Below are 13153 nucleotides of genomic sequence, written 5' to 3' on the forward strand. Positions count from 1 at the left end.
ATGGATTTATCCTTTTTAGCGATATATTACCCTTATTTTCTTTCTGGTGTGGTGATCACCATCGTGATCTCTATCATCACCGTGATCTTTGGAACGATTCTAGGGGTGATTTTTGCCCTAATGAAATTATCAAAAGTGACGCCTTTGCGCTGGTTTGCTAATGCGTATATTGAAGTCATCCGCGGCACACCGATGCTGGTGCAGATATTGATCGCTTTTGGTCTTTTGCAAGGAATGTTTGCCTTGCCGACGGTCTCGATCGGCGTGTTGAGTCTTGATTTTGGGCGGCTATTTCCTGGGATCATTGCGCTCTCGCTTAATTCTGGGGCATATGTTGCTGAGATCGTCCGAGGGGGAATCAATGCCGTTGATTACGGTCAAACAGAAGCGGCTGGTTCTTTAGGATTGCGGCCTTTTCAAACGATGCGTTATGTCGTATTGCCACAAGCACTACGCAACATTTTGCCGCCACTAGGCAATGAATTTATCGTTTTGATTAAGGATTCCTCTTTGCTTTCAACGATCGGCATCTACGAGCTGATGAACAGTGCGCAGATCGTTGTCACCAGTTCTTTCCAACCATTAACGCCTTTCTATGTGGCGGCGGTCATTTACTTCATCTTGACGTTTACGACTTCGCGACTATTGAGTTTATGGGAAAAGAAACTAGGCAAAGGCTATCGTCGTTAAAAGGAGAAGACAAGCTATGATGTTAGATATTCAAGATTTACACAAAACCTTTGGCAGCAATCAAGTGCTAAAAGGGATCACAACGACGATCGATCAAGGAGAAGTCGTAGTGGTGATTGGGCCATCTGGGTCAGGAAAAAGCACGTTTTTACGCTGTTTGAACCTATTAGAAGTACCGACAAGCGGAAAGATCTTTTTTGAAGGAACCGATATTACCGATCCAAAGAATGATTTGTATAAGATGCGTGAAAAAATGGGTATGGTATTTCAAAATTTTAATCTTTTTCCGAATATGACGGTTTTAGAAAACATTACTTTGTCCCCGACGAAAGTCAAGAAGGTAGCAAAATCGGCGGCTGATCAGTTGGCAAAACAACTACTAAATGATGTTGGCTTACCAGACAAAGCAAAAGCCTATCCTCAAAGTCTTTCTGGTGGACAAATGCAACGAATCGCTATCGCACGTGCCTTGGCGATGGAACCAGACGTGATGCTCTTTGATGAACCGACTTCAGCGTTAGACCCAGAAATGGTTGGCGAAGTATTGTCCGTCATGCAGCGTTTGGCTCAGCAAGGAATGACGATGGTCATCGTCACTCATGAAATGGGCTTTGCGAAAGAAGTCGCGGATCGGATTTTATTTATGGATCAGGGAATCATTATGGAGGAAGGAACGCCAGAACAGATCTTTGATCATCCGAAAAATCCACGAACCATTGATTTTTTGAGTAAAGTATTGTAAACTGCGAGAAGTTCGCAGTTGTTAGTGATAAATTTGGACCTTTCCTAAGCATCCTTTCAGTAAAAGGATGCTTTTTTGACGGAAAAAAGACTACTTTAAAGAAGTGATAGAACAAACGGTTGTCTTGGCAGGTTCCTTTTTCAGTTCTTTTACAAGAAACCTGCAGAAACTGGCGCACTTGCTAGTATTCAAAAAGATTCTATTGTATAATTACAGGTTGAAGAGGTCTGATCTTGATAGAAACCATCTGCGTGATTGTAGGCAGATCGGACTGTTTCTTTTTTAGGATCGACAATTTGGATCGATGACTAGTCACCGATTTTTAATATGTGAAGAAATCATGCAGCAAAGGAGATTTTATGTTTTCAAATTATAAACCGACTTGGATGGTCGATGCGATTTATAAAATCACCCCTAGCCAACTAAAGGCACAGGGGATCAAAGGGATTTTGACCGATCTTGATAATACCTTGATTGCTTGGAACAATCCTGACGGAACCGAAGAACTAAAAAACTGGCTACTGGAAATGAAAAATGCTGGGATACCGGTAGTTGTCGTTTCCAACAACAATAGTGAACGAGTGGCACGGGCAGTTGCGCCCTTTGGCTTAAAGTACGTACACCGCGCATTAAAACCTTTTTCAAGAGGGATCAAACAAGGCTATCAGCAATTAGGCTTGAAAAAAGAAGAGGTCGTGATGATCGGCGATCAAATCATGACGGATGTACGAGGTGCCAATCGTGCCGGTGTTCGCAGTATTTTAGTGAAACCAGTGATCCCAACGGATTCTTGGAAAACCCAATTTAATCGAGCCGCAGAAAGAAAAATCATGAACTATTTATTGAAGCACAACCCAGAGTTAAAATGGCGTGGAGGAATTTAATATGACAGAAGGAATCGAAGAAATTCACTGTATCGGCTGCGGGGCAGTGATTCAGACAACGAACCCCAATGAATTGGGCTACACCCCGCAATCCGCATTAGAAAAAGGACTTGAATCAGGAGAAGTCTATTGTCAACGCTGCTTCCGTTTGCGCCATTACAATGAGATCCAAGATGTTTCCCTTACCGACGATGATTTTCTGCGTCTACTGAATGAAATCGGGGAAAAAGAAGCCTTGATCGTTAATGTCGTTGATATTTTCGATTTTAATGATTCATTGATCCCAGGACTGCACCGCTTTGTCGGCAATAATCCTGTTTTATTAGTGGGCAACAAGGTGGATATTTTGCCAAAATCTTTGAAAAAATCGAAGATGACCCAATGGATGAAGGAACGTGCTCATGAAGCTGGATTAAGACCAGTGGATGTATTATTGACGAGTGCCAAGAAGCCAGGTGAAACGGAAGCTTTACTGCAAGCGATCGAAACGTATCGTGAAGGACGCGATGTCTATGTGGTGGGTGTGACGAATGTTGGAAAATCAACATTGATCAATCAAATCATCAAACAAACAGCGGGGATCAACGAATTGATCACGACTTCGCGTTTCCCGGGAACCACATTGGATAAAATCGAGATTCCATTGGATGACGGACACTTCTTGATCGACACACCAGGAATTATTCATCGTTATCAAATGGCGCATTATTTAGGTAAAAAAGATCTAAAAATCGTGGCACCAGCCAAAGAGATCAAACCAAAGGTGTATCAGTTGAATCCAGAACAAACTTTGTTCTTAGGAGGACTTGCCCGATTTGATTTCATTCAAGGAGAACGCAGTTCATTTATTGCTTATGTAGCAAATGATGTGGCGATCCATCGGACCAAATTAACGAAAGCCGATGAGTTTTATGAGAAACATGTTGGTGGGCTGCTGCAGCCGCCGCGAGCAGATGAAGTGGCGGATTTTCCTGAACTCGTCCGTTTCGAATTTTCAATCAAAGAAAAAACCGATATCGTTTTTGCTGGACTTGGCTGGATCACGATCACCAAACCGTGTGTCATCGCTGGGTGGGCGCCAAAGGGTGTCGATGTGCTTAGACGCAAAGCATTAGTATAAGGAAGAAGGAAGAATATGGACTTGCGAGGAAAACAAAAAAGATTTTTACGAAGTGAAGCGCACCATTTAAACCCGATTTTTCAAATCGGCAAAGGCGGCTTGAATGACGCGATGATGGCGCAAATTGAAGAAGCGCTAGAAAAACGAGAATTGATCAAAGTCTCATTGCTCCAAAATACCGATGAGGTTGCTGACGAAGCAGCTGAAACGATCCGTGAGAAAGTCGGCTGTGAAGTGGTACAAATCATCGGACGAGTGATCGTTTTATTCAAACCGTCAAGCAAAGAAAAATACCAAACGATTTCAAGCAAAGTTCGTTCAATTTAGGAGGGAGAAGGCATGCAAGGACAAACATTTGGAAAGGTACAAACGGTTTTAGAGACACAAACACAAGAACTTGTACCGAAAAAGCAAGTGGGCATTCTTGGTGGGAATTTTAATCCAGTACACTACGCACATCTGGTCATGGGTGAGCAAGTAGGGCAAGCATTAGGGCTGGATAAAGTTTATTTCATGCCTGAGTATTTACCGCCTCATGTTGATGAGAAAAAGACGATCCCAGCTGAGCACCGCTTGGCGATGTTGGAGTTGGCGATCGCCGATAATCCACGATTTGCTGTAGAGACCATTGAGTTGGAACGAAAAGGTAAGAGTTACACGGTTGATACGATGCGGGAATTGACAGCTAAGAATCCAGATACCAATTATTATTTTATCATTGGCGGGGATATGGTGAACTATTTACCAAAATGGCATCAAATTGATGAGCTGATGGAATTGGTGACTTTTGTGGGGGTTCGTCGTCCAGAAGTGCCGATCGATAGCCCATACCCGATTATTTGGATCGATATCCCGCTAATGGATGTCAGCTCAACAACAATTCGTAAAAAAGTGCAACAAGGTTGTTCGGTTCGCTACTTATTGCCAGATAATGTGTTACACTATATTCAAGAAAAGGGGTTGTACTTGGATGAAGAGTGAACACTACACACAAGCAGAACGGGAACTTTTGATGCAAAAGGTCCAAATGCAGATGAGTCAAAAGCGCTTTGAGCATGTGTTAGGTGTCGAAAAAACGGCCGTTGCCCTTGCGGAAAAATATGGTGCTTCACCGGTCAAAGCCAGCATCGCCGCCTTGACGCATGATTATGCGAAAGAACGCAGCGATGAAGAATTTCAATTAGTCATTCGTAGAGACGGATTCGACTTGGATCTCTTGAACTGGAACAATGCCATCTGGCATGGACTCGTCGGTGCTGATTTCGTTCAACGAGAATTAGAAATCGATGACGAAGAAATCTTACAAGCGATCCGTTTGCACACCACCGGAGCTGCTAAGATGAGCCTGTTAGATAAAATCATCTATGTGGCAGATTATATCGAACCCGGACGTACGTTTCCTGGAGTCGTTGAAGCCAGAGAGATCGCAATGATCGACTTAGATGCCGCTGTTGCTTACGAAACGAAACATACCTTGCTTCATTTGATCGAAACAGAAGCAGTTATCTACCCAAAAACGATCGAAACCTACAATTTTTGGGTAGCCAAATATAGGAGGGAATTACCATAGATAGTCAGAAAATATTAGAAATTGCTGTAAAAGCCGCCGATTCCAAACATGCCGAAGATATTATGGCATTAGATGTGCGGGAAATCTCTTTGCTAGCAGATTACTTTGTGATCTGTTCAGGAAATAGCGAGCGTCAAATCAATGCGATCATTGATGAAGTCATCGATAAAGAAGAAGAAAACCAAGTATCTGTTCGCCGTGTCGAAGGAAAAGATGGTGGAAAATGGGTCTTGATCGACTTAGGTGACGTGATCGTTCACGTATTTAGTGCCTCAGAACGTGCTTTTTACAACCTAGAAAAATTATGGTCTGATGCGCCGCTTGTGGATCTTAATGAATGGGTCGTGGCGTAATGGCTTACGAAACCTTCGCATTTGTCTATGACGAAGTAATGGATTCCAGTCTCTATAAAAAGTGGCTGGATTTTTCTTGTCGTCATTTAGGAAAAAGAAAACAGCTGTTAGAATTGGCTTGTGGAACTGGTGCGTTAGCCGTTGAGTTTGCCAAGGCTGGTTTTGACGTGACTGGGTTAGATCTTTCAGAAGAGATGCTGATGATCGCTAGTCAACGGGCTGAAAAAGAAGAAGCGGCTGTGCAATTTGTTGCGGGTGACATGCTGGATCTCGTAGATGTTGGCACCTATCAAGCAATTACCTGCTATTCTGACTCCCTTTGCTACATGGAAGACGAGCAGAGTGTGCAGCAAGTGTTTGATGGTGTTTACAGTTGTTTAGAAGAAGATGGCGTCTTTTTATTTGATGTGCATTCCTTATATCAAATCGATGAAGTCTTTCCTGATTATAGCTATCATTACCAAACCGATGAATTTGCCTTTCTTTGGGAAAGCTATCAAGGCGAAAAAGACCATAGCATTGAACACTTCTTGACCTTGTTTGTTGCACAAGAGAATGGGTTGTTTGAACGCTTAGATGAGCTTCATCAAGAAAGAACCTATCCTCTTGAAAGCTATTTAAGAATGTTAGAAAATGCTGGTTTTGCTAATGTTGAATGCTATGCCGATTTTATCGATACGAAGCCAAATGAAAAAAGCCGTCGCTGGTTTTTTGTCTGCCATAAGTAACCGTTATGTAAAACAGGAGGGATGTCGATGAAGGCTTGCGGACTAGTCGTAGAATACAATCCTTTTCACCATGGACACCAATACCATGTGGAAAAAGCACGGCAAGTAACGAACGCTGATGTCGTCGTTGCGGTGATGAGTGGGAATTTTTTACAGCGTGGCGAACCAGCAATCATCGATAAATGGCAGCGAGCTCAAGCAGCACTACAATATGGGGTAGACTTGATCGTCGAATTGCCCCCCGCTTGGGCCGTCCACTCTGCTGATTTTTTTGCATCGGGTGCGATTAGGATTCTGCAGGATCTGCAATGTGAGTTGTTATGCTTTGGCACAGATACGAAACACCCCTTCGACTATGCCAAGTTTGCTCACTTTGAAAAAGAAAATCAACTAATGATCGATGACGCATTTCAACGCTTAGCGAGGCAAAATACTACCTATAGTCAAAAAATGAGTGCGGTCCTAAGGGAGCTATATCCTGAGTACCATGCAGAAAAAGACCAGCCCAATCATCTGTTGGGTATGGCGTATGCACGGGAAGTGCTGCATTATGAAAAACCAATGCGCTTGGTCCCCATCCAACGCGTTGCGGCGTCTTATCATTCAGAACAATTCGATCATCCAACAATCGCCAGTGCAACAGCCATTCGCCAAGCAATCAAACAAGGTGCAGCTGTTGTGGATTTTGTTCCTGAAGCCACACAAACCTTTCTTTCACAAGCAACAGTCGACTGGGAAGACTTTTGGCCGTATCTTCAATACCAGATCATTTCTGCCCCAATCGAAAAATTAGCTGCTATTTACCAGATGGAAGAAGGATTAGAATATCGACTAAAACAATATGTGACGGCGGCGGATTCTTTTGCAGATTTTATCAAGTTGTTAAAGACGAAACGTTATACCCAAACGCGGCTGCAGCGTCTTGCTTGTTATGTATTGTTCCAAGTGACAAAAGCTGAAATGAAGGAAGCTCAAGAACATTCCTTTATTCGAGTCTTAGGGTATACGAAGCAAGGGCAGCACTATTTAAAAGAGGTCAAAAAAGAGCTGACCCTGCCGCTGATCGCTAAATTTGGTAAGCAAGAAGCACAGCGCTATGGCTTGTCATTGCGGATCGACCAGATCTATCAGCAAGGGAATCCTCAAATCACAGAACAAAATTTTCGAAGAATTCCGCTTTTTATTGATAAATAAGTGAAAATTACTTCACAGAACGCCATTTGACAAGTATAATGAATAAGGATTTTTAAAAACAAGAAAGCGAAGTGAAATCATGGGTCGTAAATGGGCAAATATCGTAGCGAAAAAAACTGCTAAAGATGCAAACAATAGCCGAGTTTATGCAAAATTTGGAATCGAAATCTACGCAGCAGCAAAATCGGGTGATCCTGATCCTCACGCGAACCAAAAATTACGCTTTGTTATCGAACGTGCGAAAACCTACAATGTGCCAAAACACATTATTGACCGTGCGATTGAAAAAGCCAAAGGTTCTGGCGATGAACAATACTCAGAACTTCGATACGAAGGATTTGGTCCAAATGGATCAATGGTGATCGTCGACACGTTGACAAATAACGTCAACCGCACCGCAGCCGATGTTCGGGCCGCTTTTGGTAAAAACGGCGGGAATATGGGTGTTTCAGGGGCCGTTGCTTATATGTTTGATAACACGGCACTCTTTGGCTTTGCCGGTGACGATGCGGATGAAATCTTAGAATATTTGATGGACAAAGAGATCGATGTTCGTGATGTTGTTGAAGAAGATGGACAAATCATCGTTCACGGTGAACCAAGTGACTTCCATGCCATTCAAGAAGCCTTGAAAGAAAAAGGAATCACTGAATTCTCAATTGCAGAAATGCAAATGATTCCTCAAAATGAAGTAACCTTGACGGGTGACGATCTAGAAAAATTTGAAAAAATGATCGATGTGTTAGAAGATCTTGAAGACGTACAAAACGTCTATCACAATGTGGCAGACGCGGAAGAATAAGTGTCACTTGGCAGCCTAGAGACAATCTGGCTGCCATTTTTTTAGTATGTTTTTTTATGTAGAAGCTTTGTCGCTTATGCAAGAGAAATAATGAAGCGGTGGCGTTGCTCATTTACTGAAAATTCTTCTGTGTTGATCATCTTTTCAGTTGGTTTCTATACATTTTATGTGTTATGATTTACTACATAAGCAAACAAATCGTTAGGGGGGCAGACATGGAAGAAAAAATCGTTTTAGAGCCATTTAATCGAATCTTAAGTGGTTTTGAAAAGCTAGCAGAAGTGTCTGTATCGATTTCTGACTGCTCGGCTCTTTGTCGGAAATATCAAAAGTATGGGGTAGAAGGGTATCGTCTAGGTGATTATCGTGGCTCTTCTTATTTGAATCGTTATTTAAATGTCGTCGTTGATCGCGCACCCTTATTAATTTATAAAGAGCGATTCTTGATTCCATTAGTCTTTCGCATGTCGGAATACTCTGAACGGCTCTTTATCGATGAGTATCGAATGGAAGGGTTCTTCTTGCTGTTGGATTGGCTTTTAGAGCACCGACCAGAAAAAGCAATTATTGATTATAAACGAACGCGTGCTTTGCCTCATAGAAAAGAATTTGTCATCGACAGTTCCTATGTACTTTTTCGATTGACAGAAATTCTGGATGGCGCTGGCTTTCCTCTTAGTCGCTTTACGACGATTGAAGAATTTAGTGAGTGGAATCGTACCCATCGCTTGATCGATAACGGCAGCATTGGACGACATACAAAATTATTCGTTCCAGAAGATCCTGAACACGTTTCTGAGCTGCAAATGATTTTAACCATCGTAGGGATGCGCTATCCAGAAACCCGTTTATTTATTGGCGAGTTAAAAGGCTAAAAAAACATCACGATCGGCTTGTTTCCTTTGGGAACTCGCCGAAAGTGATGTTTTTTGTTATCCGATCGTTGATGCTTTTTGGAACTGATAAGTGGTAGGATCAGCTTTTGCTAGCAGCGGCAATTCCTCTTGGGTGAGGACGGTCAACTGATGCATCGCCCGTGTCGCCATTGTATAAAAAATCAATTGGTCTTGTTCAGTCACAAAAGTGGCACCTGGTGTCCAGACAAATACTTGGTCAAACTCTAGCCCTTTTGCTAAAAAGGCCGGGAAGATCATCACATTGCGTTTCATGAAGTCTTCTTCAGAGGTGATCAGCTGCACTTGTTCCTGCATTGTTTCTGCCAGCTGGGCATATAACTGCTGGCAATCCTTTGCGGTTTTACAAATGATCGCGGTGCGCCAACGCTGATTCTCAGCTGCGTCACGAATACTGGTTTCTAGGAAAGCCAGATTTTCAGTTGCAGTTCCTTTAACAATTGTTGGTACCGCCCCTTTACGAGCCGTCAATTCCACTTGATCACTGCCAACTAAAAATTGATTGGCGAAATCTGTGATTTCCTTAGTCGAACGATAGCTGGTTTTCAATTGATAACGTTTCACACTTTCGTGGGGGAATAATTCTGCTAATGCCCCGACGATCGTTTCATTGCCATACACTTTTTGATTCAAATCTCCGCACAGGGTGATGCCAGCCTTTGGATAAAGCTGACGCAGTAGGGCCACTTGTGCTGGTGGAAAATCCTGCATTTCATCGATAAAGATAAACCGAGCTTTTTCTTCGACGTGAACAGGATAAAGCTGTTTGATCAGTAAGAAAAACAAAACGGCGTCTTCTTGTTTGATCTGTCTTTGGCGCATGCCTTGTCGAATATCGGCAATACTTTGCTGCCAAGCCGCAGCCTCGATGCCAGTTTCTTTGACTGCAGCAGACTCAACCGATTGTAAAAAGTGTAAGTATTGCTTGGCTTGGTTGATAAACTGAAAGTTTTTCACTCCCCGGGTCAAGGAACGGAACTTCTTGCGGACGATCTGCTGTCTAAGTTTCTTCCGCAAACGGCGTTCGTTTTCTTCGCTGTATTCTTGATGAGGATCATTGGCAAATACTTGTTGCAATTGTTCTTCGGTCGCTTCTTTGACCCAGTCTTTTTTTGCTTCATCTTTTTCCAAGCCGCCGATTTTTTTTAATAATTTCGTTTGAAGCAGTTGGGTTCTTTGGTAAATCGGCAGTTCGTTATTGGTTTCTTGATACCAGCGGCGAATCTGTTCTTTTGTCAAATAGGTTTGCCCTTGGATTTTTAGATCACGGAACAAGGGACCGATCGGTGCAATCGAACGGACATAACGGTTGATTTTTTCCACCAAGAAAAGACTACTTTTGATTTTTTCAATGGCATCATCATCGCCGCTTAAAAAGGTTTCTTCTTGTTGGGTTTCTTTCGTCACTTCATAGCCAGTCAGAATCAATTGGATAAAGTGGTGGAAGGTTCTTGTGGGCACTTCACTTTCACCTAAAGAAGGCAGGACCATGGAAATATAGTCAGAAAACAAATGATTGGGTGAAAACAGCAAGACTTGTTTTTCGTCCAACCATTTGCGATTCCGATAAAGTAAAAAGGCGACCCGCTGCAACAAAGCAGAGGTTTTCCCACTTCCAGCAATCCCTTCGATCAGTAAGAATTTATTGGTGGTATCACGAATGATTTGATTCTGTGCTTTTTGGATCGTCGAAACGATGTTACGCATTTGAGAAGAAGAGGCTTCATCCAATATTTCCAACAAAAATTCGTCATTGATGATCTCCGAAGTATCGACCATCGACAAGATTTCACCATTTTGAATTTTAAATTGGCGTTTCAAAAGCAATTCTACCGTAAACCGATCAGTGTCTGTTTCGTAGAAGGTTTCACCAAGCTCTCCTTCATAATAAAGATTGGCGATCGGTGCGCGCCAGTCAATGACGATCGTTTCTTCATCTTTGTCTCGCAATGAAGCGATCCCCAAATAGAGGGTCTCGGTTTCTTGTTCTTCTTTGAAATCGATTCGAGCAAAATACGGATTGCCCGCCATCGTTGTTAAGGTTTTGACGCGTTTTTCTTGTGATTCTGCGGTTTGGTATTTTATCAGCAATTCTTGTTCATGCTGCTGGTACTCGATAACTGATTCATAAAAGGCTTCACTGTCGCCCCCGCGAATTTTCTTATCGGCGATTTCTTTTAATTGATCATCCATTTTAGCGGCTAACTCTTGTTTTTGCTGCGAAAGGATCGCTTGTTCTCTGTGGATCAGAGCAATGGTTTCATTGACATGTTGTTGTTCTTTTTGACGTTCGTTCACGAAGGATCCTCCTTAAAAAAATTGCGACATAAAATTATAGCATATTTTCCCTGCGAATGTCGTGGAAAAAAAGAAACTATGCTAAGATTTATAAAAAGAGCTTAGGTGTTCAAAAACGAAACGAAAAAGAGGTGGAGACGGTGAGGGAAGAAGCAGAATTGCACCAATTGATCCTGTCTGTGGGGCAACGTGTTGGGGCACGTGCCATAGGTTTATCTGGTTCACGGACCGATCCACAGGCGCCAAAAGATTTTTTACAAGACTTTGATGTGGTTTACGTAATGGATGATATTCAGCCCTTGGTCGATGATCCTTCATGGTTAGAAGCCTTTGGACCGATCATGATCAGGCAAACACCGGAAGCTAGCACCATCTATCCGTTAAGTTTGGGCGGGTGTTTTACGTACTTGATGCATTTTTTAGACGGAGTAAGAATCGATCTCATGCTATGTCCTCTTGCACTGGTCGATCGTCTGGCTAACGAACCAGGCTTGCATCCGCTGCTTGATCCAGACCAAATACTAAGTTTTGCTAATCAAGCAAATCATTCGCATTACTGGATCAAGCGCCCGACCCAAGCCGCTTTTCAGGAACACTGCAACGAATTTTGGTGGGTAAGCACGTATGTCGTGAAAGGGCTGCTTCGAAAGCAGCTGATTTATGCTGCGGATCATTTATACACTATTTGTTGGCAAGAATTGTTATGGATTGAAGATTTGTTCGTTGCCCAAGCTCAGCAATTTCAGGTGAGTACAGGGAAAAATCATAAATACCTACAGTCGTTTCTAACGGAAAAGGAGTGGCGGGAATTGACCTCATTGCTTGATTTTTCCACGATCACTGCCTGCGGTCAGTCCCTCTTGAAGATGCAAAAACGTTTTGATGGCCAAGCAAAGAACATCAGCGAGAAATTAGGGCTGGCCTATGATTGGCAAGAAGCTGAGAATGTCCAAACATATACGAAGTATTGGAGTGAAAAAAATTGGCAGATGAAACCAGAGAATCAAAAATAAAAGACTGTCAGATTCAGGCGTTTTGGCAGCGGTTTTTAAAAGCAAATCCAAGAAATCAATCTCCTTTGACCTATGAAGATGCTTGGTCCTTTGGTGATACCCCACAAATGGCCGATGAACTGGCAGCACTGGTTTTAGCTGGCAAAAAGACGGCAACGACATCTGCCGCTGCGCTCTATGAAATCGAGCAAGAAGCATTGCCGCAATCAGGAACCTATAGTGTCCTTTTAAATGGGTCGGATGTACCAAAAGCTGTTCTTTACTTAGAGTCAGTGTCGATCGTGCCTTTTGATGAGGTGACAGCAGACTTTGCCTTTTTAGAAGGGGAAGGATATCGCACTTTGGCTTATCGGCGCCGTGTTCATGAAGCTTTTTTTCGACGAGCTTATGCCTCAGCGGGGTTGTCTTTTCACGATCAAATGCTGTGTGTTTGCGAAAAGTTTTGTGTCGTTTATCAGGAAGAATAAAGTCATGGTTTTCTTTGGAAACCAAGGTAATAGTTTTTGTCTTTTTGAAAAAGGTGTATAATCAAAAGCAAACAAAGGAGGAAGTCGTATGCCATTTATCCATGTCGAACTAGTTGAAGGACGTTCGCAAGAGCAACTGACGAATATGATGAAAGAAATCACTGAGGCGGTCCATAAAAATACAGGCGCCCCTAAAGAGCATATCCATGTTATCATCAATGAAATGAAGCAAGGAACCTATGCTGTGAATGGCGATTGGAAATAATTCTCTTGCTTTTTTATCAAGAGAGTGGTTTAATTGAGCCATAATCGATCAATAAAAAAGACACCTGAATTTGAGAGTCTTCGATAAGAGAGGGAAATCTTGGCTGAAAATTT

Annotated in this window: 16 protein-coding genes; 15 read left to right on the forward strand and 1 reads right to left on the reverse strand. The window is 42.5% G+C overall.

From position 1 onward, the window contains the following. From QN079_RS06870 to QN079_RS06925, 12 genes are all read left to right on the forward strand, one after another. Positions 1 to 690, forward strand: coding sequence for an amino acid ABC transporter permease (locus tag QN079_RS06870; protein WP_005225900.1), 690 nt, complete (start codon positions 1 to 3; stop codon positions 688 to 690). A 16-nt stretch (positions 691 to 706) separates the two neighbouring features. Further along, positions 707 to 1432 (forward strand): amino acid ABC transporter ATP-binding protein, encoded by a 726-nt coding sequence (locus tag QN079_RS06875; RefSeq protein WP_005225901.1) that lies wholly within the window; start codon positions 707 to 709, stop codon positions 1430 to 1432. 359 nt (positions 1433 to 1791) lie between these two features. Further along, complete coding sequence (locus QN079_RS06880) at positions 1792 to 2316, forward strand: YqeG family HAD IIIA-type phosphatase (protein ID WP_005225903.1); 525 nt, start codon at positions 1792 to 1794, stop codon at positions 2314 to 2316. 1 nt (position 2317) lies between these two features. Then, positions 2318 to 3436 carry a ribosome biogenesis GTPase YqeH gene (gene yqeH / locus QN079_RS06885; RefSeq protein WP_289230574.1) on the forward strand — a complete coding sequence of 373 codons (1119 nt, stop codon included), beginning with the start codon at positions 2318 to 2320 and terminating at the stop codon, positions 3434 to 3436. Positions 3437 to 3451: 15 nt separating this feature from the next. Then, on the forward strand, positions 3452 to 3763 hold the full coding sequence (gene yhbY / locus QN079_RS06890) for a ribosome assembly RNA-binding protein YhbY (protein ID WP_005225905.1): 312 nt from the start codon (positions 3452 to 3454) through the stop codon (positions 3761 to 3763). Between the two features lie 12 nt (positions 3764 to 3775). Beyond that, positions 3776 to 4417 carry a nicotinate-nucleotide adenylyltransferase gene (locus tag QN079_RS06895; RefSeq protein WP_005225906.1) on the forward strand — a complete coding sequence of 214 codons (642 nt, stop codon included), beginning with the start codon at positions 3776 to 3778 and terminating at the stop codon, positions 4415 to 4417. After that, the gene (gene yqeK, locus QN079_RS06900) at positions 4407 to 5006 is read left to right on the forward strand and encodes a bis(5'-nucleosyl)-tetraphosphatase (symmetrical) YqeK (protein WP_005225907.1); all 600 of its coding nucleotides are present in this window, start codon (positions 4407 to 4409) and stop codon (positions 5004 to 5006) included. Before QN079_RS06895 ends, yqeK begins: the two co-directional genes overlap by 11 nt. 11 nt (positions 5007 to 5017) lie before the next feature. Next, positions 5018 to 5359, forward strand: coding sequence for a ribosome silencing factor (rsfS, locus tag QN079_RS06905; RefSeq protein WP_034695537.1), 342 nt, complete (start codon positions 5018 to 5020; stop codon positions 5357 to 5359). Beyond that, positions 5359 to 6087, forward strand: coding sequence for a class I SAM-dependent DNA methyltransferase (locus QN079_RS06910; protein ID WP_289230727.1), 729 nt, complete (start codon positions 5359 to 5361; stop codon positions 6085 to 6087). The genes rsfS and QN079_RS06910 overlap by 1 nt, the downstream gene beginning before the upstream one ends. Positions 6088 to 6114: 27 nt before the next feature. Continuing rightward, positions 6115 to 7281, forward strand: a complete 1167-nt coding sequence (locus tag QN079_RS06915) for a nucleotidyltransferase (protein ID WP_289230575.1) — start codon at positions 6115 to 6117, stop codon at positions 7279 to 7281. A gap of 79 nt (positions 7282 to 7360) precedes the next feature. Then, entirely contained in the window at positions 7361 to 8083 is a 723-nt protein-coding gene (locus QN079_RS06920) for a YebC/PmpR family DNA-binding transcriptional regulator (protein ID WP_005225911.1), read from the forward strand. 215 nt (positions 8084 to 8298) lie between these two features. Then, complete coding sequence (locus QN079_RS06925; protein ID WP_005225912.1) at positions 8299 to 8958, forward strand: hypothetical protein; 660 nt, start codon at positions 8299 to 8301, stop codon at positions 8956 to 8958. 57 nt (positions 8959 to 9015) lie between these two features. Here QN079_RS06925 and helD read toward each other — a convergent pair whose 3' ends face one another. Beyond that, positions 9016 to 11295 (reverse strand): RNA polymerase recycling motor HelD, encoded by a 2280-nt coding sequence (gene helD, locus QN079_RS06930; protein WP_289230576.1) that lies wholly within the window; start codon positions 11293 to 11295, stop codon positions 9016 to 9018. Between the two features lie 140 nt (positions 11296 to 11435). Here helD and QN079_RS06935 point away from each other — a divergent pair, with 140 nt between their 5' ends. The 3 genes from QN079_RS06935 (at position 11436) to thmT (ending at position 13040) form a co-directional block, all read left to right on the forward strand. Continuing rightward, positions 11436 to 12308 carry an aminoglycoside 6-adenylyltransferase gene (locus QN079_RS06935; protein ID WP_289230577.1) on the forward strand — a complete coding sequence of 291 codons (873 nt, stop codon included), beginning with the start codon at positions 11436 to 11438 and terminating at the stop codon, positions 12306 to 12308. Then, positions 12278 to 12775 carry an ASCH domain-containing protein gene (locus QN079_RS06940; RefSeq protein WP_289230578.1) on the forward strand — a complete coding sequence of 166 codons (498 nt, stop codon included), beginning with the start codon at positions 12278 to 12280 and terminating at the stop codon, positions 12773 to 12775. Before QN079_RS06935 ends, QN079_RS06940 begins: the two co-directional genes overlap by 31 nt. A gap of 88 nt (positions 12776 to 12863) precedes the next feature. Continuing rightward, a complete protein-coding gene (gene thmT / locus QN079_RS06945; protein ID WP_005225916.1) occupies positions 12864 to 13040 on the forward strand; it encodes a 2-hydroxymuconate tautomerase in 177 nt (58 codons plus the stop codon). The last annotated feature ends 113 nt before the right edge of the window (positions 13041 to 13153 follow it).

Origin of the sequence: Enterococcus sp. FZMF (assembly GCF_030263915.1) — a bacterium.
Lineage (GTDB): Bacteria > Bacillota > Bacilli > Lactobacillales > Enterococcaceae > Enterococcus_D > Enterococcus_D casseliflavus.